The 23,231-nt window shown below is 41.3% G+C and carries 23 protein-coding genes; 22 read left to right on the forward strand and 1 reads right to left on the reverse strand.

Features of this window, described 5'->3' with window-relative positions; genetic code table 11:
* Positions 1-13: 13 nt before the first annotated feature.
* The 7 genes from HMPREF2766_RS06095 (at position 14) to HMPREF2766_RS06125 (ending at position 4,009) form a co-directional block, all read left to right on the forward strand.
* Positions 14-763: a tRNA1(Val) (adenine(37)-N6)-methyltransferase gene (locus tag HMPREF2766_RS06095; RefSeq protein WP_000657018.1), complete on the forward strand. Its 750-nt coding sequence runs from the start codon at positions 14-16 to the stop codon at positions 761-763.
* Positions 753-1,037, forward strand: coding sequence for a GIY-YIG nuclease family protein (locus HMPREF2766_RS06100; RefSeq protein WP_000349628.1), 285 nt, complete (start codon positions 753-755; stop codon positions 1,035-1,037). Before HMPREF2766_RS06095 ends, HMPREF2766_RS06100 begins: the two co-directional genes overlap by 11 nt.
* Positions 1,038-1,122: 85 nt before the next feature.
* On the forward strand, positions 1,123-2,058 hold the full coding sequence (locus HMPREF2766_RS06105; RefSeq protein ID WP_070568540.1) for a manganese-dependent inorganic pyrophosphatase: 936 nt from the start codon (positions 1,123-1,125) through the stop codon (positions 2,056-2,058).
* 53 nt (positions 2,059-2,111) lie between these two features.
* Positions 2,112-2,438: a DUF2568 domain-containing protein gene (locus HMPREF2766_RS06110; protein ID WP_070568543.1), complete on the forward strand. Its 327-nt coding sequence runs from the start codon at positions 2,112-2,114 to the stop codon at positions 2,436-2,438.
* A 122-nt stretch (positions 2,439-2,560) separates the two neighbouring features.
* Entirely contained in the window at positions 2,561-3,073 is a 513-nt protein-coding gene (locus HMPREF2766_RS06115) for a YiiX/YebB-like N1pC/P60 family cysteine hydrolase (RefSeq protein ID WP_070568545.1), read from the forward strand.
* A complete protein-coding gene (locus HMPREF2766_RS06120; protein ID WP_070568548.1) occupies positions 3,057-3,707 on the forward strand; it encodes a DUF1803 domain-containing protein in 651 nt (216 codons plus the stop codon). The genes HMPREF2766_RS06115 and HMPREF2766_RS06120 overlap by 17 nt, the downstream gene beginning before the upstream one ends.
* Positions 3,708-3,808: 101 nt before the next feature.
* A complete protein-coding gene (locus HMPREF2766_RS06125) occupies positions 3,809-4,009 on the forward strand; it encodes a CsbD family protein (RefSeq protein ID WP_000051179.1) in 201 nt (66 codons plus the stop codon).
* Positions 4,010-4,040: 31 nt separating this feature from the next.
* Here HMPREF2766_RS06125 and HMPREF2766_RS06130 read toward each other — a convergent pair whose 3' ends face one another.
* Complete coding sequence (locus HMPREF2766_RS06130; protein ID WP_070568550.1) at positions 4,041-5,486, reverse strand: UDP-N-acetylmuramoyl-L-alanyl-D-glutamate--L-lysine ligase; 1,446 nt, start codon at positions 5,484-5,486, stop codon at positions 4,041-4,043.
* Positions 5,487-5,591: 105 nt separating this feature from the next.
* Here HMPREF2766_RS06130 and HMPREF2766_RS06135 point away from each other — a divergent pair, with 105 nt between their 5' ends.
* The 15 genes from HMPREF2766_RS06135 (at position 5,592) to HMPREF2766_RS06205 (ending at position 23,161) form a co-directional block, all read left to right on the forward strand.
* Complete coding sequence (locus HMPREF2766_RS06135; protein WP_070568552.1) at positions 5,592-7,214, forward strand: putative polysaccharide biosynthesis protein; 1,623 nt, start codon at positions 5,592-5,594, stop codon at positions 7,212-7,214.
* 202 nt (positions 7,215-7,416) lie between these two features.
* Positions 7,417-9,375, forward strand: coding sequence for a peptide ABC transporter substrate-binding protein (locus HMPREF2766_RS06140; protein WP_070568554.1), 1,959 nt, complete (start codon positions 7,417-7,419; stop codon positions 9,373-9,375).
* A 145-nt stretch (positions 9,376-9,520) separates the two neighbouring features.
* Positions 9,521-10,615, forward strand: coding sequence for a cystathionine gamma-synthase (locus HMPREF2766_RS06145; RefSeq protein ID WP_070568560.1), 1,095 nt, complete (start codon positions 9,521-9,523; stop codon positions 10,613-10,615).
* A 7-nt stretch (positions 10,616-10,622) separates the two neighbouring features.
* On the forward strand, positions 10,623-11,789 hold the full coding sequence (locus tag HMPREF2766_RS06150) for a MalY/PatB family protein (RefSeq protein WP_070568562.1): 1,167 nt from the start codon (positions 10,623-10,625) through the stop codon (positions 11,787-11,789).
* A 92-nt stretch (positions 11,790-11,881) separates the two neighbouring features.
* Complete coding sequence (locus tag HMPREF2766_RS06155) at positions 11,882-14,977, forward strand: pilus expression-regulating Snf2 family helicase (RefSeq protein ID WP_070568565.1); 3,096 nt, start codon at positions 11,882-11,884, stop codon at positions 14,975-14,977.
* Positions 14,978-15,024: 47 nt separating this feature from the next.
* Positions 15,025-15,636 carry a divisome accessory protein ZapJ gene (locus tag HMPREF2766_RS06160; protein ID WP_070568568.1) on the forward strand — a complete coding sequence of 204 codons (612 nt, stop codon included), beginning with the start codon at positions 15,025-15,027 and terminating at the stop codon, positions 15,634-15,636.
* An 11-nt stretch (positions 15,637-15,647) separates the two neighbouring features.
* Entirely contained in the window at positions 15,648-16,982 is a 1,335-nt protein-coding gene (murC, locus tag HMPREF2766_RS06165) for a UDP-N-acetylmuramate--L-alanine ligase (RefSeq protein WP_000048076.1), read from the forward strand.
* Positions 16,983-16,991: 9 nt separating this feature from the next.
* Positions 16,992-17,459 carry a GNAT family N-acetyltransferase gene (locus HMPREF2766_RS06170; protein WP_070568570.1) on the forward strand — a complete coding sequence of 156 codons (468 nt, stop codon included), beginning with the start codon at positions 16,992-16,994 and terminating at the stop codon, positions 17,457-17,459.
* The gene (locus HMPREF2766_RS06175; protein WP_070568577.1) at positions 17,456-17,959 is read left to right on the forward strand and encodes a GNAT family N-acetyltransferase; all 504 of its coding nucleotides are present in this window, start codon (positions 17,456-17,458) and stop codon (positions 17,957-17,959) included. The genes HMPREF2766_RS06170 and HMPREF2766_RS06175 overlap by 4 nt, the downstream gene beginning before the upstream one ends.
* Positions 17,960-18,033: 74 nt before the next feature.
* The gene (gene mltG / locus HMPREF2766_RS06180) at positions 18,034-19,779 is read left to right on the forward strand and encodes an endolytic transglycosylase MltG (protein ID WP_083303886.1); all 1,746 of its coding nucleotides are present in this window, start codon (positions 18,034-18,036) and stop codon (positions 19,777-19,779) included.
* A gap of 62 nt (positions 19,780-19,841) precedes the next feature.
* Positions 19,842-20,324 carry a transcription elongation factor GreA gene (gene greA / locus HMPREF2766_RS06185; protein ID WP_000818765.1) on the forward strand — a complete coding sequence of 161 codons (483 nt, stop codon included), beginning with the start codon at positions 19,842-19,844 and terminating at the stop codon, positions 20,322-20,324.
* 76 nt (positions 20,325-20,400) lie between these two features.
* Positions 20,401-21,765, forward strand: a complete 1,365-nt coding sequence (locus HMPREF2766_RS06190; RefSeq protein WP_070568580.1) for an amino acid permease — start codon at positions 20,401-20,403, stop codon at positions 21,763-21,765.
* 99 nt (positions 21,766-21,864) lie between these two features.
* A complete protein-coding gene (locus tag HMPREF2766_RS06195) occupies positions 21,865-22,275 on the forward strand; it encodes a GNAT family N-acetyltransferase (RefSeq protein WP_000558481.1) in 411 nt (136 codons plus the stop codon).
* Between the two features lie 198 nt (positions 22,276-22,473).
* Positions 22,474-22,683 (forward strand): helix-turn-helix transcriptional regulator, encoded by a 210-nt coding sequence (locus HMPREF2766_RS06200; protein WP_001107502.1) that lies wholly within the window; start codon positions 22,474-22,476, stop codon positions 22,681-22,683.
* Positions 22,673-23,161, forward strand: coding sequence for a DUF6773 family protein (locus HMPREF2766_RS06205; protein ID WP_070568582.1), 489 nt, complete (start codon positions 22,673-22,675; stop codon positions 23,159-23,161). The genes HMPREF2766_RS06200 and HMPREF2766_RS06205 overlap by 11 nt, the downstream gene beginning before the upstream one ends.
* Positions 23,162-23,231: the final 70 nt, after the last annotated feature.

Here is a 23,231-nt window from a genome sequence, read left to right on the forward strand (position 1 = left end):
TTATAATGAAAGTATGAAAGAAGAACAATTATTAAAACCAGGAGAGCGAATCAATCAGCTCTTTTCGACAGATATCAAGATCATTCAAAATAGAGAGGTGTTTAGCTATTCGGTGGATAGTGTTCTTTTATCACGCTTTCCTCGCTTCCCTAAACGGGGTTTAATTGTGGACTTTTGTGCTGGAAATGGTGCAGTGGGACTTTTTGCTAGTTCACGTACTCAGGCGCGGATAATATCTGTAGAGATTCAGGAGCGCTTGGCGGATATGGCAGAGCGTTCGGTTCAGTTGAATGGCTTGGAAGAGCAGATGCAGGTCATCTGTGATGATTTGAAAAATATGCCTGCCCACATTCAGGGAAGTAAGGTGGATATGATTTTGTGCAATCCGCCTTATTTTAAGGTGGATCCGCATTCCAATCTGAACGAGAGTGAACATTACCTTCTGGCCAGACACGAAATTACGACTAACCTAAAAGAAATTTGCCGTAGTGCTCAGAGTATTCTCAAGTCTAATGGCCGTTTGGCCATGGTTCATCGTCCAGATCGGCTCTTGGATATCTTAGACATGCTTCAACGCCATAATTTGGCACCCAAGCGCCTGCAATTTGTCTATCCTAAACGTGAGAAGGAGGCTAATATGCTCTTAATCGAAGCTATCAAGGATGGATCGACAAGTGGCTTTAAGGTCTTGCCACCACTCATTGTTCACAATGATGATGGTTCCTATACACCAGAAATTCAAGAGATTTACTATGGATCATAAAGCCTATATGTATGTGGTGGAGTGCCGCGACGGTTCTTACTATACGGGCTATACAACGGATGTGAAGAGGCGCCTTGCCGTTCATAATAGTGGTAAGGGAGCCAAGTATACCCGAGCTCGTTTGCCAGTCAAACTCATCTATGCTCAGGGTTTTGCCACTAAGGAAGAAGCCATGTCTGCCGAAGCTCTCCTCAAACGAAAGAAACGCCCGCAGAAAGAACGATTTTTATCTGAAAATCAAGAGAAAAATCTAGTCAACCATATTGATGTCTAACGAGGAGTCCTTTGGCTCCTCTTACTTTTGTCAAAAGAGGAAAAAAGTGCTACAATAAGATGAATAAATTTAAAGAGGTATTATCATGTCTAAGATTCTAGTATTTGGTCACCAAAATCCAGACTCAGATGCCATCGGGTCATCTGTAGCCTTTGCTTATCTTGCAAAAGAGGCTTATGGATTGGACACAGAAGCAGTAGCACTTGGAACTCCTAATGAAGAAACAGCTTTCGTTTTGAACTATTTTGGTGTAGAAGCACCACGAGTCATCACATCTGCTAAAGCAGAAGGTGCAGAACAAGTCATCTTGACTGACCACAATGAATTCCAACAATCAGTGTCAGATATCGCTGAAGTAGAAGTTTACGGAGTTGTGGATCACCACCGTGTGGCTAACTTTGAAACTGCAAGCCCACTTTACATGCGCTTGGAACCAGTTGGATCTGCGTCTTCAATCGTTTACCGCATGTTCAAAGAACACGGTGTAGCAGTTCCTAAAGAAATCGCAGGTTTGATGCTTTCAGGTTTGATTTCAGATACCCTTCTTTTGAAATCACCAACAACTCACCCATCTGATAAAGTCATTGCTCCAGAATTGGCAGAATTAGCAGGCGTCAACTTGGAAGAGTACGGTCTTGCTATGCTCAAGGCTGGTACTAACTTGGCAAGCAAATCTGCTGAAGAATTGATTGACATCGATGCTAAGACCTTTGAACTCAATGGAAATAAGGTTCGTATTGCCCAAGTCAATACAGTTGATATTGCTGAAGTCTTGGAACGCCAAGCAGAAATCGAAGCAGCAATGCAAGCAGCTAATGCAGCAAACGGCTACTCAGATTTTGTCTTGATGATTACAGACATCGTCAACTCAAACTCAGAAATCCTTGCTCTTGGATCAAACATGGACAAGGTCGAAGCAGCTTTCAACTTCAAACTTGAAAACAACCACGCTTTCCTTCCAGGTGCTGTTTCACGTAAGAAACAAGTGGTGCCTCAGTTGACTGAAAGCTTTAATGGGTAATTCTTAAGGAATATTTGGAACTGTTAATTTGACTATTCATAGAAGGTGATAGCATGATGCGATTGATTGAAGGACTGCGCTTTTTGGTTGAGATTGTCGCAATACTTGGTCTTTTCTCCGTGTCTGTGATACAAATTTCTTGGCAGGAAAAATTCCTATTTTTTCTTCTAGCAGTTCTATTAATCTTATTTTGGGCACGATATATGGCGCCAAAATCTCCACATGCTTTTAAAAAATGGCGTCGCCTCGTTGCTGATACATCGATTTTTATTTTGGTTAGTGGTAGTTTTTGGTATTTGTATGGATTACAAATAGGGATCCTCTACTTAGCCCTGTCTTTTGGAAGTTTGGTGCTACTTTATTATTTTCAGCTAGAGTGATTCTTAGAATATAGTTAATGAATTATTTTAATGGTAATCATTTGACTAGAGATTGACACGAGAAAACGATGTTTTCCTTATAGCTAAAGGGGTTTCGGCTCCTTTTTTTCTAGGAGAGAAAGATGTTAGAAAATGGTGATTTGATTTTTGTGAAGGACCTTTCAGATATGGGGCAAGCCATCCAGGCTTCTACGGGGTACTATAGTCATGTAGCCATCTTTTTGGATGGTTTCATCTACCATGCTAGTGGGCAAGCAGGTGTTATTTGTCAAGAACCTGCTGATTTTTTTGAACCGACTCATCTCTACGATCTTTATGTCTATCCAGAGCTGGAAGTTGACTTGGTAAAGAAGATGGCTTGCCAGCATCTAGGTGCTCCTTATAATAGCTCGTTATATCCAGATGGGTCTGGCTTTTACTGCTCCCAGTATATCGCGGAAATTCTTCCTATTTTTGAGACTATTCCGATGCAATTTGGAGACGGGGAGCAGGAGATTAGTGATTTTTGGAGAGAATACTACAGGAAACTCGAACTTCCTGTGCCTCTCAATCAACCAGGAACCAATCCCAGTCAGTTGGCAGCATCTCCTCTTTTAGAATGTAAAGAAAGGAATCTTCATGATTCAGATTTTTAATCCCTCCCGATTGACTCGACAGCCATTTTTTATAGATTTGGTGGACTATCTGGACCAGCATGACGATGTGATTCTACGAGAAATTAAGGCTCAGTTTCCAGATGTGGCAGTTGATAAACTCATGGAAGAGTATATAAAGGCAGGTTTGATCCTAAGGGAAAACAAACGCTATTCCCTCAATCTCCCTTTTTTAGAATCTACGGATGGTTTATGCCTTGACCAAGAAATTTTTATCAGAGAGGACAGTCCAGTCTATCAAGCCTTACTGGAGAAGACTTTTGAGACAGAATTGCGCAATCAAACCAATGCAGCCATTTTAGTTGAAAAGACCGACTTTGTGCGGACAAAAATGATCCTATCCAACTATTTCTACAAGGTCAAGCACCAATATCCTTTGACGGAAAAACAGCAGGAACTCTATGCCATTTTGGGAGATGTCAATCCTGAGTATGCTCTCAAGTATATGACGACGTTTTTACTCAAGTTCCTCAAAAAGGACCAGCTCATGCAGAAACGGCGTGATATTTTCGTTGAGAGTTTAGTCGTCTTAGGCTATATTGTTCAAAACGAAGAAGGGAAGTATGAGTTGGCTGTTGATTTCGACAAGGAACGCTTGACTTTCTATTTGCCTTAATTGCTTGCTTTTGAGCAGATTATTTGACTTTGCTAAAGAATAAGCATAAACTGAATGTAAGCGATAACGTTTATCGTATTAAAAGCAAAGGAGACAGAACTATGTCACTTGAAAATAAATTGGATCAAGCAACTGGTGCTATCAAAGAAGGATTTGGTAAAGTTACTGGTGATAGCAAGACAGAAGCAGAAGGTACTGTTGAAAAAACAGTTGCCAAAGCAAAAGAAGTTGTTGAAGATGCTAAAGGTGCTGTAGAAGGTGCCGTTGAAGGTCTTAAAAATTCATTTAAGAAAGAAGACTAAAAAAATCAAGGGAATGTTTCCCTTGATTTTTTTATAGATAACATTCTGCGATAGCTGCGTCTCCAGGATAGTCTTCTTTCTTTCCTTGGACGATTTGGTAACAATCAGCTCCCTTACCAGCAATAATCACGGCATCTAGTTCTTGATTTGTGATGGCCATCGCTGCCTTGATGGCTTCTTCACGATCGGCAATCTTTTCAACAGGATGACTGATATAGCTACTGATTTCTTCAGCAATGGCCATTGGATCTTCATAGTTGGGGTCATCCGCGGTGAGAAAGACTTGAATCTCGGGATGCTGATTGAGGAGGAGGCCAAAGTCTTTGCGGCGACTTTCACCCTTGTTTCCAGTCGAACCGAGAACCAGAGCAATCTTTCCAGTTTGATGAGTTTCAACAACAGAAATCAGTTTTTTCAGACTATCACCATTGTGGGCATAGTCGATGAAGACCTTGGCTCCATTTTTCTGAGTGAGAACTTCCATACGTCCAGGAACGCGGGTTGCAGCGATCCCTTTTTTGATGTCCTCTAGACTGGCACCTAGACGAAGACAGGCAAGTCCTGCAGCAACTGCATTTTCTTGGTTAAAGTGGCCGATGAGTTGGATATCATAATCACCAGCGAGTTTACCTGTAGCTGAAAAGCTAAAGGCTTTGGAGTTCTCGATTTGGTTACTTGACTGGCTACCATAGAAGTCATGTTCTTGATCTTCTACTTGTTCTTTCAATACAGAAAAGTGGTCCATGTCGCTATTAATGACAACTGCTCGACTATTTTTCATCAAGAGACGTTTGTGATAGAAGTAGTCTTCAAAGCTAGGATGCTCAATCGGACCGATATGGTCAGGAGTGATGTTAAGAAAGACACCTACATCAAAGGTCAGACCATAGACTCGATGAACAAGATAGGCTTGGCTAGAGACTTCCATTACAAGATGGGTTCTTCCATTCTTAACAGCCTGAGCCATCATGTCGAAAAGATCGATATTTTCTGGTGTTGAGAAGGAAGATTTAAAGAAGGTCTCGCCATCCAGAGTTGTGTTCATAGTTGACAAGAGAGCTGTTGGGTAGCGTTGAGATAGGATGTGGTAAGCAAAGTAAGCTGCTGTTGTCTTTCCTTTTGTCCCTGTGAAAGCGAGAATTTTGAGTTTTTCTTGTGGATTTCCATAAAATTCCATAGCAATCAAACTCATGGCTTTTTTGATATCGTTCACAATGATGACGGGGATACCGACTTCGTAGTCCTTTTCTGCGACATACCAAGCTAATCCTTGCGTTATAGCGGATAGGAGGTATTCTTTTTTAAAGGCAGAACCTTTTGCAAAAAAAAGAGTCCCTTCTTTTACTTTTCGGCTGTCATAACTGATGCTATCAAAAACAACTTCACTGTAGTTGTAGTGGTAATGTCCTTGGTCAATAATCTCGCGAAAAAGGCCATCCTTCTTTAAAATATCTAATACGGTTTCAATCTTAATCATACTTTCTATTATAAACTTCAAGCCCGAATTTTACAAGTAACAAGGAAAAGTTTATAATGGAAGATAAGGAACTTTTCCTAGTTATCAAAATTGAATGAGGAAGCTATGTCTAACGAAAACAATCACCAGCAAGCCCAGATGTTGCGAGGAACTGCTTGGCTAACAGCTAGTAACTTTATTAGTCGCCTCCTTGGTGCTATCTACATTATTCCCTGGTATATCTGGATGGGGACCTATGCTGCCAAGGCAAATGGGCTCTTTACCATGGGCTACAATATTTACGCCTGGTTCTTGCTGATTTCGACAGCGGGTATCCCAGTTGCGGTCGCCAAACAAGTGGCTAAGTACAATACCATGCGAGAAGAAGAGCACAGCTTTGCCTTGATTCGGAGTTTCCTAAGCTTTATGACGGGCTTGGGCTTAGTCTTTGCCTTGGTCTTGTATCTCTTTTCTCCCTGGTTAGCAGATTTGTCAGGTGTGGGGAAAGACCTGATTCCCATCATGCAGAGCTTGGCTTGGGCGGTCTTGATTTTCCCATCTATGAGTGTCATCCGAGGATTCTTCCAAGGGATGAATAACCTGAAACCCTATGCTATGAGTCAAATCGCCGAGCAGGTGATCCGTGTTATCTGGATGTTGATGGCAACCTTCTTCATTATGAAGATGGGTTCTGGTGACTACCTAGCAGCAGTTACCCAATCGACCTTTGCAGCCTTTGTGGGGATGGTGGCAAGTTTTGCAGTTTTGATCTACTTCCTTGCCCAAGAAGGTTTGCTTAAAAGAGTTTTTGAAACACGGGATAAAATCAATAGTAAGCGACTCTTGGTTGATACAATCAAGGAAGCCATTCCCTTTATCCTGACAGGGTCAGCCATTCAACTCTTCCAGATTTTAGACCAGATGACCTTTATCAATAGTATGAAGTGGTTTACCAACTACAGCAATGAAGACTTGGTTGTCATGTTTTCTTATTTCTCTGCCAATCCGAATAAAATTACTATGATTTTAATCTCTGTAGGGGTTTCGATTGGGAGTGTCGGCTTGCCGCTTTTGACGGAAAACTATGTAAAAGGTGACTTGCCAGCTGCGGCTCGCCTAGTCCAAGATAGCCTCACCATGCTCTTCTTATTTCTACTACCGGCAACGGTTGGAGTGGTCATGGTAGGGGAGCCTCTTTATACAGTCTTTTACGGTAAGCCAGATAGTCTGGCCATGGGCTTGTTTGTCTTTGCAGTTTTGCAGTCTACTATCCTAGGCTTGTATATGGTCTTGTCTCCTATGCTTCAGGCCATGTTCCGAAACCGCAAGGCAGTTCTATACTTTATCTATGGTTCCATTGCTAAGATTGTCTTGCAATTGCCAACCATTGCTATTTTCCATAGCTATGGTCCCTTGATTTCAACGACTATCGGTTTGATTATTCCGAATGTCTTGATGTACCGTGACATCTGCCAGGTAACGGGTGCTCGTCGAAAGATAATCTTGAAGCGAACCATTTTGATTACCATCTTGACACTTGTCATGTTTATCCTAGTTGGCTTCTTGCAGTGGCTACTCGGTTTTGTCTTCCAACCAAGTGGACGTTTCTGGAGTTTCCTTTATGTGGCTCTCATCGGAGGGCTTGGAGGAGGTCTTTATGGTTTGATGAGCCTACGGACACGACTCTTAGACAAGATAATCGGCAAAGCTCAAGCAGACCGTCTTCGTACACGATTGAAAATATCGTAAAAAGATTTATAAATAAAAGTAATAAATTTAACCTTTCTTTAACAGAAAGGTTTTTATACTACATTTTTCTTAAAAAAAGAGAACTTTTTCTAAAATCGAGAGCAAAAAATATGCTTTTTTAAGTTTTTCTTCAGAAATCACTTGACTAAATAAAACAAAAGCTGTATAATAAGACAAAACTTTTAAACAGGAGGTTCTGGAAATGAAAAAGTCTAAGGCCAAGTATCTGACACTTGCAAGTGTCGTGTTAAGCGCAGGTATCTTACTGAGCGCATGTGGAAATTCAAGTAGCGCTACTAAAACATATAACTATGTTTATTCGAACGATCCATCTAGTTTGAACTATCTTGCAGAAAACCGTGCAACAACCAATGACATCGTGACCAATTTGGTGGATGGGTTGATGGAAAATGACCAATACGGTAACTATGTTCCATCATTGGCAGAGGATTGGACTGTTTCTCAGGACGGTTTGACCTATACTTACAAATTGCGTAAGGATGCAAAATGGTATACTTATGAGGGTGAAGAATACGCCCCTGTAACGGCCCAAGACTTTGTGACAGGTTTGAAATATGCTGCTGATAAAAAATCCGAAGCCTTGTACCTGGTTCAAGACTCTGTAGCAGGTTTGGATGACTATATCAACGGGAAAACAACTGACTTTTCAACAGTCGGTGTTAAGGCTATTGATGACCAAACAGTTCAGTATACTTTGACACGTCCAGAACCTTATTGGAATTCTAAAACAACTTCAACCATTCTCTTCCCTGTCAATGCAGACTTCCTAAAATCAAAAGGGGATGACTTTGGTAAGGTAGACCCTTCTAGTATTTTGTACAATGGACCTTTCTTGATGAAATCGTTTGTTTCAAAATCTGTTATCGAATTCAAGAAAAATCCCAACTACTGGGATGAAAAAAATGTCTTTGTGGATGATGTGAAATTGGCCTATTATGATGGTAGTGACCAAGATGCACTAGCACGTAACTTTGCAGAAGGAGTCTATAGTTATGCTCGTCTCTATCCTAATAGTTCAAGCTTTGAAGGGATTAAAGAGAGCAATAAGGATAACATTATCTATAGTATGCAAAACGCAACTTCTTATTACTTGAACTTCAACTTGGACAGAAAATCTTATAACTTCACTTCTAAGTCCTCAGATATCGAAAAGAAATCAACCCAAGAAGCAGTTCTGAATAAAAACTTCCGTCAAGCCTTCAACTATGCTTATAACCGTACAGCCTATGGAGCACAATCTCAAGGGGAAGAAGGAGCAACGAAGATTATTCGTAACTTGGTTGTACCTCCTACATTTGTAAGCATCAACGGAAAAGACTTTGGCGATGTTGTTTCAGAAAAGATGGTCAACTATGGCCAAGAATGGCAAGGAATCAACTTTGCAGATGCGCAAGATCCATACTACAATCCTGACAAGGCTAAAGCTAAATTTGCAGAAGCTAAGAAAGAATTGGAAGCTAAGGGTGTGCAATTCCCAATCCACTTGGATGTATCTGTAGACCAATCAGCTAAAAAAGGTGTACTTGAAGCAAGCTCTTTGAAACAATCCATCGAATCTGTTCTAGGAGCTGAGAATGTGGTTATCGATATCCAACAGCTATCAACAGATGACTTTGACAACTCTAGCTACCTAGCTCAAACTGCAGCTCAAAAAGACTTTGATATCTATAATGGCGGTTGGAGTGCGGACTACTTGGATCCATCAAGTTATCTTGATATCTTAAATGTCAATAACGGTGGTATGTTGCAAAACATTGGTCTAGAACCAGGTGAGGTCAATGACAAGGCTAAGGCAGTTGGTCTGGATACTTACACTCAAATGTTAGAAGAAGCGAACAAGGAGCAAGAACCAGCAAAACGTTATGAAAAATATGCTGAAATTCAAGCTTGGCTCGTTGATAGCGCCCTTGCAATTCCAAACGTTTCCCAGGGTGGAACACCGACCTTGAGAAAGACAGTTCCATTCTCATCACCATTCTCACAAGCTGGAAATAAAGGTGTCGAATCATACAAGTATCTCAAGTTACAAGATAAGACTGTAACGGCTGATGAGTATGAAAAAGCTAAAGAAAAATGGCTAAAAGAAAAAGAAGAATCAAATAAAAAAGCCCAAGAAGAACTGGCAAAACACGTTAAATAACCAGTCTATTCAACAGGAAAAACGATAGTTTCTCAAGGAACTATCGTTTTTATATAGTTTGAAACTATAACTAGCTCTTGAAAACAAGAAAATGAGTTAGTGAAAATAAGTGGTACAATAGTTACTATAGATTTGGAGGTATTGTATGAGCAAAGAACTACACATCAACACAATTTTGGCCCAGGCGGGAATCAAGTCAGATGAGGCTACAGGTGCCTTGGTGACGCCGCTTCATTTTTCAACCACTTATCAGCATCCAGAGTTTGGCCAGTCTACTGGATTTGACTATACTCGGACTAAAAACCCAACTCGCAGTAAGGCTGAGGAGGTCTTGGCGGCTATTGAGTCAGCAGACTATGCCCTAGCGACGAGCTCAGGAATGGCTGCGATTGTACTGGCCTTTAGTGTCTTTCCTGTAGGAAGTAAAGTCCTGGCAGTGCGAGACCTTTATGGTGGTTCTTTCCGTTGGTTCAACCAAGTGGAACAGGAAGGTCGTTTCCATTTTACCTATGCCAATACAGAAGAAGAGTTGATTGCTGAGTTAGAGAAAGATGTGGATGTTCTCTATATTGAAACACCGACCAATCCCTTGATGTTGGAATTTGATATTGCCAAACTAGCCAAACTAGCTCATGCCAAGGGTGCCAAGGTAGTGGTGGACAATACCTTCTACAGTCCGATTTACCAACGTCCGATTGAAGATGGTGCGGATATCGTTCTTCATTCAGCCACCAAGTATCTAGCAGGGCACAATGATGTCTTGGCTGGGGTAGTTGTGACTAATAGTTTAGAACTATATGAGCAACTGTTCTACAATTTGAATACGACTGGTGCGGTCTTGTCACCATTTGATAGTTATCAGTTGATTCGTGGTCTTAAAACTCTACCTCTTCGTATGGAACATTCTACAGCCAATGCCCAAGAAGTGGTTGCTTTTTTGAAGGATTCACCTGCTGTCAAGGAAGTGCTCTATACAGGACGTGGAGGCATGATTTCCTTTAAAGTAGTGAATGAAAAGCGTATTCCTCATATTTTAAATAGCTTGAAGGTCTTCTCTTTTGCGGAAAGTTTGGGTGGGGTAGAGAGTCTGATCACCTATCCGACAACTCAAACCCATGCGGATATTCCAGCAGAAGTGCGCCATTCCTATGGCTTAACAGATGACCTCCTGCGTTTATCCATTGGGATTGAAGATGCTAGAGATTTGATTGCGGACTTGCGCCAAGCTTTGGAAGGATAAGATAGATATGGGAAAATATGATTTTACAAGCCTGCCCAATCGTTTTGGGCACCATACCTATAAATGGAAAGAAGCGGAAGCTGATCGAGAAGTTCTACCAGCCTGGATAGCAGATATGGACTTTGTGGTTTTGCCTGAGGTTCGACAAGCTGTACAAGCCTACGCAGATCAGTTGGTCTATGGCTATACTTATGCTAGTGATGATTTGATTCAGTCGGTTCAGGACTGGGAAGCCAGTCAACACGGCTATCGCTTTGACAAGGATGCCCTCGTCTTTATAGAGGGAGTGGTACCAGCTATTTCAACAGCTATTCAAGCCTTTACAAAAGAAGGAGAGGCTGTTCTGATTAACACACCGGTCTATCCACCTTTTGCACGCAGTGTCAAACTCAACAATCGCAGATTGATTACCAATTCTTTGGTGGAAAAGGACGGGCTGTTTGAGATTGACTTTGACCAGTTGGAGAAGGAATTGGTGGGAGAGGATGTCAAACTCTATATCCTTTGCAATCCTCACAATCCTGGTGGACGTGTTTGGGAAAAGGAAGTGTTAGAAAAGATTGGGTATCTCTGCCAAAAACATGGTGTTTTGTTGATTTCAGATGAGATTCACCAAGATTTGGCCCTCTTTGGTCATAAACACCAGTCTTTTAACACCATTGATCCCGCCTTTAAAGACTTTGCCCTTATCTTGAGTAGTGCCACTAAAACATTTAATATTGCTGGGACCAAGAATTCCTATACAGTTATTGAAAATCCAAAGCTTCGTGTGGCTTTCCAAAAACGCCAGTTGGCCAATAACCAACATGAAATCTCAGGCTTGGGGTATTTGGCGACAGAAGCTGCCTACCGTTATGGTAAGGACTGGTTAGGAGACTTAAAAGAAGTCATCGAGGACCACATTAACTATGTAGTGGATTTTTTGGGCAACGAAACCAAGATTAAGGTCATGAAACCGCAAGGTACCTACTTGATCTGGCTTGATTTTTCAGCCTATGACCTAACGGATGACCGCTTGCAAGAGCTTTTGAAGAATGAAGCCAAGGTTATCTTGAATCGAGGTTTGGACTTTGGAGAGGAGGGAACTCTTCATGCCCGCCTCAATGTGGCTATGCCGAAGTCCGTACTGGAAGAGGTTTGCCAACGCATCGTGACCACTTTTGCTACACTTTAAAAATCGAGCCTTCTAGGAGGAAAGTCTTCCTAGAAGGCTATTTTCGTAGGGGAAAATGTGGTATAATAAAAAGATAAGATAAAGGGGTAACTATGGCTAAATTGATTCCGGGAAAGTTGCGCATGGAGGGGGTTACACTCTATGAAACAGGCAACATTGAGATTATCAAGGAAAAAGGGAATCGCCTCTATACTCGTGTGGCGGGAGAAGACTTGCGCTACAGTTTAGAGGATGATCTGGTTTTTTGTGCTTGCGATTTTTTCCAAAAAAGAGGTTACTGTGTTCACCTCGCAGCGCTCGAGCATTATCTGAAGAACGACGAAGAAGGCCAGGTGATTTTACAAGCCTTAGAAAAAGGACATGAAGAGCAAGAAGAGGTCGAAACCAAGGTTGGTTTTGGTGGTAGTTTTTTGGAGCGTATCCAACCTCAGAAGAGAGAGAAAATCTACACTTTGTCGGCTCAAGGCCAGGTAGAAGCTGGAACCAATCGCCTCCTTTGGACTCTCCGAATCGGTTTAGTTGATAGTCAAAAATATTATGTCATTCGTGACATCCCTCTCTTTTTGAAGGTCTTGGTCCATCGAAAGCCATATATGATTGGGAAATACTATGAAAATGACTTGTCTTGGGATGCTTTTGATACAGCTAGTCAAGATGTTCTTACTTTTTTATGTGGCTTGATTGAGGAGGGACTGAGTCAAGACCTCTTTTTCCCCAATCAAGGTCGTCACCTCTTTTTCCCTCTGACCTTTTTTGAGCAGGGAATGGGGTTATTGATGAACTTGGAAGATTTTCATTTCGAACACCAGATTACTAGTTATGAAAATCTTCTCTTTCATGATTTAGATCCAGAAGCAAACCTTTTCTCTTTTTCCGTGCAGGAGTATCCCGATTATTTTGAGATGGAGATTTCTGAAAGTGAGCGAGTCAACGTATTCTATGGGGGAGCGGTTCTCTTTCGTAAGGGTAATCTTTATCTCTTAAATCCTAAACAAATCAGCCTCCTAAAGGAAATCAAGGAGCTTCCTCAGGAGGAAAGAGGGAGAAAATGCCTCCAGTTTGACAACAGTGATCGTGACCGCCTAGCCGCCTGTCTGCCTTTGTTTGGACAGCTGGGCACAGTTTCTGCTCCTGAGCGCTTACAAATCAGACCCTTTTCACCAATCTTTTACTTTGATAGGGAGGATGACGGCCGCATCCGTTTGGATATCCAGTTTGACTATGGAGATGTTAAGGTAACTAGTCGTCAACAGCTGGAACAATTACCATTTTCAAGCGATGCCGTCTTGGAAAATCAGCTATTTCAAGTCTGTTTAGGAGCTGGTTTTGAGGCTGATTTTCAGTCTTGGAGACAGGCTTTGAAGTCAGAGTCAGTTTATTCTTTCTTTCACCATACGATTCCAGCTTTTGAGAAATTGGGTCAGGTTTTCTTGTCTGATGAGATGAATCAGCTCTACAGCGTCCAAGCTCCTCAGGTTCAGATTGAGTCCAAGGGAGGACTGTTGGAGATTCAGTTTGATTTCCAAGGGATTGCCCAAGAAGAGATTGATCAAGCTCTTAAAGCCCTGACCAGCAATCAGGATTTCTATATCAGTTCTTCTGACCAAGTATACTTTTTTGATGAGGAAACCAAGCAGATTCGTCAAAATTTGCAGGAACTGGGGGTTGAGCTAAAAGATGGTTCTTTTCAAGCGCGAAAATCTCTGGCTTATAGCCTTTCTCAGCTTTTTGAAGGTCGAGATAGGATCTCCTTCTCAGAGGAATTTCAGCATTTAGCTCATGATTTGACCCATCCAGAGGATTTTCCTTTGGGAGATATACGGGTGCAGGCGAGTTTGAGAGAATATCAGGAAAAGGGAGTCCGTTGGCTCCAGATGCTTCATCACTATGGCTTTGGTGGCATTCTGGCAGATGATATGGGACTGGGAAAAACATTGCAAACCATCGCTTTTTTGACCAGTCAGGTGACAGAAGATAGTCGGGTCTTGATTTTGGCTCCGTCAGGTTTGATCTACAATTGGGCAGATGAATTCAGGAAATTTGCCCCACAGTTGGATTTGGCTGTCGTTCATGGTTTGAAAGCGAATCGAGAAGCAATTCTTTCTGAAAATCACCAAATCTATGTGACTAGCTATGCCACCTTTCGTCAAGACAGCGAGCTTTATCAAGAGATGGCTTTTGATTTTCTCTTCTTAGATGAGGCCCAGGTCATGAAAAATGCTCAGACCAAGATTGCTCAGAGTTTGCGCCAGTTTGTGGTGCCAGCAGTCTTTGCTTTGTCAGGTACGCCCATTGAAAACCATTTAGGAGAGTTGTGGTCTATCTTTCAAATTGTGCTTCCGGGGCTCTTGCCAAGTAAAAAGGAGTTTATGAAATTACCGGCTGAGCGAGTCGCGCAGTTTATCAAACCCTTCGTCATGAGGCGTAAGAAAGAAGAAGTTCTTACAGAACTGCCTGATCTGATCGAAGTCGTCTATAAAAATGAACTGGAAGACCAACAGAAGGCTATCTATCTAGCCCAGTTGCAACAGATGCGAGACCGCCTAGCGCAAGTGACCGATCAAGAATTCCAGAGAAGTCGGGTAGAAATCTTATCTGGACTCATGCGATTGCGCCAGATCTGCGATACGCCAGCTCTCTTCATGGACGATTACCAAGGAGCTAGTGGTAAATTGGATAGTCTTCGAGATTTATTGCTACAAGTGGCTGATGGTGGACATCGGGTCTTGATTTTCTCCCAGTTCAAAGGAATGTTGGAAAAAATCGAGAAAGAACTCCCAGACTTGGGCTTGACCTCCTTCAAAATCACAGGTTCAACTCCTGCTCAAGACAGACAGGAGATGACTAAGGCCTTTAACCAAGGGGAGAGAGATGCCTTTCTCATCTCCCTTAAGGCGGGTGGTGTTGGTCTCAATCTAACGGGAGCTGATACGGTTATTTTGGTTGACCTTTGGTGGAATCCCGCTGTCGAAGCCCAGGCTATCGGACGAGCCCACCGCATGGGGCAGGAGCAGATGGTCGAGGTCTATCGTTTGATTACCAAGGGGACCATTGAAGAGAAAATCCAAGAACTTCAAGAACAAAAGAAACATTTGGTTTCCCAAGTTTTAGATGGTACGGAGTCGCGTGCGAGTCTCAGTCTGGCAGAAATTCGTGAAATTTTGGGAATTTCTGAAGCCAGCACTTGAAAAATCAAGACAATACGCTATAATGAAGTGTTGAAAGGAAATACAAAATGAAACAAGATCGATTTCCATTGGTGTCAGATGATGAGATCATGCTGACCAAAATGCCAGTCATGGACTTGTACGATGAGTCAGACTTTATTAGCAATATCAAAGGTGATTACCGCGATAAGAACTATTTGGAATGGTCTCCTATCAATGAGGAAGAAACCGTAGTTTCTCCAGTGGTTAATAAGGAGTCAAAGCCAAGACCAGAACCTAAAAAAGTTGGAAAAACCTATGCTGAATTGGCTCGAGAAGAGGCGCGTGCGGACTTAAAGAAGAAACGTTCAGCCAAGTATTTGACTCAGGATGTTAGTCATACTAGACGACACAATGGTTCAACACTTGTTCGTCAAGGAAACCAACCAACAGCACCATTTCAAAAGGAAAATCCTGGTGAGTTTGCCAAATTTAGTAAAAACTTGAGCCAGTCTCACTATATCTTAGCTGAGGAGGTTGGCCAAGTGGCGAATCCAACTCCGAAAACCCAAACGGAAAAAACTAAAAAGAACAACTACGATTTTCTAAAGAAGAGTCAGATCTATAATAAAAAGAATAAGCAAACAGAACAGGAACGTCAGGTTGCCCAAGAGTTGAATCTGACAAGAATTACTGAGTAGGGGAGAGAAGCATGTCAAAAACATATCATTTTATTGGAATCAAGGGATCAGGGATGAGTGCCCTAGCTTTGATGTTGCACCAAATGGGACACAAGGTTCAAGGTTCAGACGTTGAAAAATACTACTTTACTCAACGTGGACTAGAGCAGGCAGGGATTGCGATTCTTCCTTTTGATGAAAAGAACCTACAAGGTGATGTGGAGATTATCGCGGGGAATGCCTTCCGTCCAGATAACAACGTTGAAATCGCCTATGCAGATCAAAATGGTATCAGCTACAAACGTTACCACGAATTCTTAGGTAGCTTTATGCGCGACTTTGTCAGCATGGGAGTGGCAGGAGCACATGGAAAAACTTCAACAACAGGTATGCTGTCTCACGTCTTGTCTCACATCACAGACACCAGCTTCTTGATTGGTGACGGGACAGGTCGCGGCTCAGCCAATGCCAAATATTTTGTCTTTGAATCAGACGAATATGAGCGTCATTTCATGCCTTACCACCCAGAATATTCTATCATCACCAACATTGACTTTGACCATCCAGACTACTTTACAAGTCTAGAGGACGTTTTCAATGCCTTTAACGACTATGCCAAACAAATTACCAAAGGTTTGTTTGTATACGGTGAGGATGCTGAGTTGCGTAAGATCACAGCCAATGCGCCAATCTATTACTATGGTTTTGAAGCTGAGGGCAATGACTTTGTAGCTAGTGATCTCCTTCGTTCAACAACTGGTTCGACCTTCACCGTTCATTTTCGTGGTCAAGAATTGGGTCAATTCCACATTCCAACCTTTGGTCGTCACAATATCATGAATGCGACTGCTGTTATTGGTCTTCTTTACACAGCTGGATTTGATTTGAACTTGGTCCGTGAACACTTGAAAACTTTTGCCGGTGTTAAGCGTCGTTTCACTGAAAAAATTGTCAATGATACAGTGATTATTGATGACTTTGCCCACCATCCAACAGAAATCATTGCGACCTTGGATGCAGCTCGTCAGAAATATCCAAGCAAGGAAATCGTGGCAATCTTCCAACCGCATACCTTTACAAGAACCATTGCCTTGTTGGACGAATTTGCTCATGCTCTAAATCAAGCAGATGCTGTTTACCTAGCACAAATCTATGGATCTGCGCGTGAAGTGGACCATGGTGATGTTAAGGTAGAAGACTTAGCCAATAAAATCAACAAGAAACACCAGGTTATCACTGTTGAAAATGTTTCTCCACTCCTAGACCATGATAATGCTGTTTACGTCTTTATGGGTGCAGGAGACATCCAAACCTATGAATATTCATTTGAACGTCTTTTGTCTAACTTGACAAGCAACGTCCAATAAGGAAAACAGATGGAAATTCCAATCACAATAAGGCAAGCTACCTTATCAGATTTAGAAGAAATGTTGGCGATTGAAGAAGCCAATCCTTCGTTAGAAGAGGCATTTAGCCGCCAATCCTTAGAAGAGAGTATCCGCAAGACTGCGGGTACCTTTCTTGTAGCTGGGGATGAAAATCAGCTTTTGGGCTATGTTTTAGGAGAAGCTCAGTATCTTCATCCCAAATGGATAGAAATAAAATCCATGACCATTCATCCTGACCATTGGGGACAGGGGCTGGGAACTCTTCTTCTTGCGGCCTTGAAACAGGTGACAGTCGAACTAGATTATCAAGGTATTCTTTTGCAGAGTCCTGATGAGCTGCTATCATATTTTGAAATGAATGGCTTTGTTGAAGAAGAAGTGATAGAGAGTCATTATGGCAGTGGTTCTGAGTGGTATCTGATTTGGGCTAATCCTTTTTATCAGGAGGAAATATGAAAATCAGACAAGCAAGATTTTCAGATTTAGATCGGATTATAGAGATAGAGTTAGAGAATTTCTCCCTTGAGGAAGCCATTCCTCGTTCCGTCTTTGAGGCCCATTTGCGGGAAATTCAGACCAGTTTTCTGGTAGCTGAAAAAGAGGGGCGTATTCTTGGTTATATCGAAGGTCCAGTCGTTCCGCACCGCCATCTACATGATCAGTCCTTTACAGAAAAAATAAAAGACTATAGTCATCAACCTGAAGGTTATATTTCTGTGACTTGCCTATCTATTGCCAAGGAAGCACAAGCTTTGGGAGTGGGGAAAAGACTATTAAAGGCTCTGAAAGAAGTCGCTTTAGAACATGAACGAGAGGGTATTAATCTGACATGTCATGACTACCTTATCGCCTATTATGAAAAACATGGCTTTGTTAATGAAGGAATATCTCAGTCAAGCTTTGCTGGGGAAACATGGTATGATATGGTCTGGCAGCCTGAAAATAAAGAAAACTAGCTAGGGAATGCCCTAGTTGGTTGCTTTTCTGCGACTTTTAAGATATAATATTATGGATTGTCAACAAGGAGGTAATGCTTTTGACTGAAAAATCAAGAGAAGAAGAAAAATTAAGCTTTAAAGAGCAGATTCTACGTGATTTAGAAAGAGTAAAAGAACAAGATAGAAGAGAGAAAGAAGTAGAGATTCCAAATCTGACGGCTTCATCATCTCCAGCTAGTTCAGCAACTCCTTCAGATCTTGAACCAGAAACATCAACAGAAGAGTTGATGGCTGATTCCCTGTCTGTTGTCGATAAAATCCTAAAGAATGCACCAAGTGTTCCTCCACTTTCAAGTGCTAGTACTGATGAAACGGATGGACAAGAAGAGAAAGAGATTAGACAGCCAATCATTGATAAGATTGAAGTTGTAGAATCTGAAGAACCTCTAGTAGAGCCGATTCATCTGGCTGAAGAACCTGTAGTGGAATCCGTTCAACCTAAGGTAGAACCAGTTGAGCTTAAACCCGAAGAAAAAGAATTTAACGACACTCCGACTAAGGTTGCCGTAACCTATAAAACAGAAGACAAGAAAGAGGAAATTACCCCAGGAATGCCTGAAAGAGTTGAGCCTGTTTCTACAGAATCTAGCAGTGGATTAGCTGATGCTCCACGTCGTAGTCGTCGTCAAGGTGCAACATCAACTAAGAAAAAATCAAAAGCCAAAGGTTGCCTAGTAACAGTTCTAGTTCTCCTAGTACTCGTTGCAGTTGGTGGTTATTTTGGTTATGGTTATGTGCAAGATTCCTTGAAACCTGTGGATGCGAGCTCTAAGGACTACGTAACGGTTCAAATCCCAGACGGTGCAAATGTTCAAGAAATTGGAAGCACCTTGGAAAAATCTGGTCTGGTTAAACATGGACTTATCTTTAGCCTTTATGCTAAATACTATAGCCATGCCAACTTGAAGTCAGGTTATTACAACTTGAAGAAGAGTATGAGTACGGATGAGTTGATTCAAGAATTGGAAAAAGGTGGGACTCCTGAAGCTCAGGCACCTGTGCTTGCAAACTTGACAATTCCAGAAGGCTATACATTAGAGCAAATCGCTCAAACAGTAGGACAACTTCAAGGTGAATTTAAAGAACCTCTTACTGCGGATGCTTTCTTGGCAAAAGCTCAAGATGAGACCTTTATCTTACAATTAGTAGCCAAGTATCCAAACCTACTTGGAAGTCTTCCAACAAAAGACAGTGGCGTTCGTTATCGTCTTGAAGGCTACCTTTTCCCAGCGACCTATACGATCAAAGATAGCACAACTGTTGAAAGTTTGATTGATGAGATGGTGGCTGCTATGGATAAGGCTATGTCACCATATTACGCTACGATCAAAGAAAAGAATCTAACAGTTAATGAATTGCTCAGCATTGCTTCTCTTGTCGAAAAAGAAGGTGCTAAGACCGAAGACCGCAAGAAAATCGCAGGTGTCTTCTATAACCGCTTGAATGTCGGTATGCCACTTCAAAGTAATATCGCTATCCTATATGCTCAAGGAAAACTTGGTCAAAAGATTAGTTTAGCAGATGACGCTGGAATTGATACAACGATTGATTCACCATACAATGTTTACACACACCTTGGCCTCATGCCTGGACCGGTTGATAGCCCAAGTTCGGATGCGATTGAAGCAAGTGTAAACCAGACAAAGAGTGAGTACTTGTACTTTGTAGCCAATGTTGAAGACGGTAAAGTATACTTTGCGACAACAAAAGAAGAACATGATCAAAACGTTGCAGAGCATATCAATAGCAAGTTACCTCAAGCAAGTAGTTCAAACTAAAATTATGTGGTTTTCCACATAATTTTGTTTTAAAAAAGTAAATAGAAAAGAAAGTTAAAAAAATGGCAGAAAAAACTTACCCAATGACCCTTGAAGAAAAGGAAAAACTAGAAAAAGAATTAGAGGAGTTGAAACTCGTCCGTCGTCCTGAAGTCGTAGAGCGTATCAAGATTGCTCGTTCCTATGGAGACCTTTCAGAAAATAGTGAGTATGAAGCAGCAAAAGATGAACAAGCTTTTGTTGAAGGTCAAATTTCAAGTCTAGAAACAAAAATTCGTTATGCTGAAATTGTTAATAGCGATGCAGTTGCCCAAGATGAGGTAGCAATCGGTAAAACAGTAACAATCCAAGAAGTCGGTGAAGACGAAGAAGAGGTCTACATCATTGTCGGTTCTGCAGGTGCAGATGCTTTTGCTGGTAAAGTATCAAATGAAAGTCCGATTGGCCGTGCTCTAATTGGCAAGAAGACTGGTGATACTGCAACGATTGAAACACCAGTTGGTAGCTATGATGTCAAAATCTTAAAGGTTGAGAAAACAGCCTAAATAGGATGGAAAAGGAGTAGTGAAGGTTTTGCCTTGCTCAACTCCTTTTTGGTTTTTTGGATAAAAAGGAGACTATATGAGTGAAAATAAGAAGAAAAATAAAATGGAGCGTGGTTTAACCAATCGCCATGTTCAGGTGATGGCCATTGCGGGAACAATCGGAACAGGACTTTTCCTAGGTGCTGGTCGCTCTATCAGCCTTACAGGACCTTCTATCATTCTGATTTATATGATCACAGGAGCCTTTATGTTTTTGATGATGAGGGCTGTTGGGGAGATGCTGTATCAGGATCCAGAACAACATACCTTTATCAACTTTATCACCCGTCATTTGGGGAAAGGCTGGGGATATTTCTCAGTTTGGTCTTATTGGTTGTCTGTTGTCTTTATCGGTATGGCAGAAATCACTGCCATCTCAGACTATGTCCGCTTCTGGTTCCCTACCTGGCCTAGCTGGCTGATTCAGCTTGTCTTTTTAACGATTTTGGCTTTGGTCAATCTGATTGCAGTTAAGCTTTTTGGAGAAGTCGAGTTTTGGTTTGCTATGGTCAAGATTGTGGCGATTTTAGCCATGATTGCCACTGGGATTTTTATGGTTTTGACAGGCTTTAAGACACCGCATGGTGTTGCAAGTTTGGCAAATATCAGCGACCAGTTCTCTCTTTTTCCAAACGGAGTTATGAACTTTGTCATGGCCTTTCAAATGGTATTTTTTGCCTATCTGATGATTGAGTTTATCGGGGTGACAACTTCTGAAACAAAGAACCCTCGTCAGGTCTTGCCCAAAGCTGTTAAGGAAATTCCTCTCAGAATTATCTTCTTCTACGGGGGAGCTCTCATTGCGATTATGGCCATTATTCCTTGGTCTTATCTTAATTCTTCAGATTCTCCATTTGTAACGGTCTTTGAACTGGCGGGGATCAAGTGGGCAGCGGCTCTAATCAACTTTGTTGTCTTGACCTCAGCAGCGTCTGCGCTTAACTCAACTCTCTACTCAACAGGGAGACACTTATATCAGATTGCCCATGATTCGCCAAATCGTTTCTTAAAGGCCATTAAGGTCGATACCCTTTCTCGCCACAATGTTCCACAAAATGCCATCATTGCCTCAGCAATCTTGATTGCTCTGGCTGCCTTTATCAACGTGCTACCAGGTGTTTCAGATGCCTTTGCTTTGATTACGGCATCTTCATCAGGTGTTTACATCGCGATTTATATCTTGATTATGGTAGCTCATCTCAAATACCGCAAGTCACAAGACTTCATGGCTGATGGCTACCTTATGCCTCAGTATCGCTTACTTAATCCCCTAACCATTCTCTTTTTTGTCTTTGTTTTTGTGACTCTCTTTTTGCAAGAGTCCACTTTCATGGGGGCAGTTGGTTCTGCTATCTGGATTCTTGTTTTTGGGATTTATAGTCAGTGGAAATTTAGAAAATAAATCATGAACTCATCAACTCTGTTTGGTGAGTTTTTCTAGTTTGACAGTCCATCGAAATAAGACTATAATCAAGCTGTAGTAGTTTATTAGGAGGTTTGGATGCACGTTAGATTGGAAAATAAGGAATCGCTTAAAGCGCAAGAAATAGGGAATTTGATTCGTGCTTATAATCGTTCTAAAAGAGAAGAGGCTGAAAGTAAGCCACTGAACCTTTATGTTGAAGACGAAAAGGGCAATCTCATGGCGGGCTTAGTAGCTGAGACTTTCGGAAATTGGTTGGAAATCGAATATTTATTTGTGAAAGAGGAATTGAGGGGACAAGGAATCGGTTCAAAACTATTGCAGCGAGCAGAAAATGAAGCCAAGAAACGAAACTGTCGTTTTGCTTTTGTAAATACTTACCAGTTTCAAGCACCAGATTTTTATAAAAGGCATGGCTACAAGGAAGTCTTTACCTTGCAAAACTATCCCTATACAGGACAAAGATACTATTACCAAAAAGATTTGTGACCTAGACTTCTTTCTTTTGGAGAGGAACTTAGCTAAGTATCAAAAAAGAACGAATACTCTTTATCATGTAATATGGTAGAGAGTTTTTTGTTAATAAAATCTTACAAAATGACATTTATATATTGCATTAAGTTAGATATATGGTATAATATATTTAAAAAGAAGCGCAACTTTTTAAAATTTTGAAGGAGGACGCTAGTGGCTAAAAATTTAAAATTAAAATTAGCTCGTGTGGAGCGTGATTTAACACAAGGGGATTTGGCAGAAGCTGTAGGTGTTACTAGGCAGACTATAGGCTTGATTGAAGCTGGGAAATACAATCCTAGTCTCTCCCTTTGCCAGTCCATTTGCAGATGCTTAGGCAAAACTTTAGATCAATTATTTTGGGAGGAAGAAGATGAAAAATAGTTTTTTTTATTATCAATTATTAGACGAAAGAGAAGAACAACTGATTAACAAAGCTGGGACAGAGTCTTTTTATATGTTTATCGGGCTCATTCTGTTAAGTTATTTGGTGGCTGTATTAGCACCTGCTCTTTTTAATCCTAATATTCTTCTGGTTACTCTTCTTTTAGGAATTTTCTTCTTTTTCAACCGTGCACGACAACTTGGAGTGACCTACTATAGTCGTTTTCATTTTACGATTGTAGGGTGTTTGCTGGTGACTCTCGCTATTACGACTCTCTTGATGTTGGAGAACTATCAATTCAATATCGAAATTTATAAGCACAATCCTCTGAACCTTAAATATTTGTCTGCTTGGGTTATTACTTATCTGATTTACCTTCCTTGGGTTTTTATCGGCAATCTAGGCCTTAAAAGTTATGGCGAATGGGCTAAAAAAAAGTTTGAGCAAGATATGGATGAACTTGAGAATGGAGAATAGCTTGTTAGCTTTTTATCAATCTTGGTAAAATGTGTTATAATAGTACTAATTTATCGGACGGTGTGAAAGT

It is taken from the genome of Streptococcus sp. HMSC076C08 (assembly GCF_001810825.1).
Lineage (GTDB): Bacteria > Bacillota > Bacilli > Lactobacillales > Streptococcaceae > Streptococcus.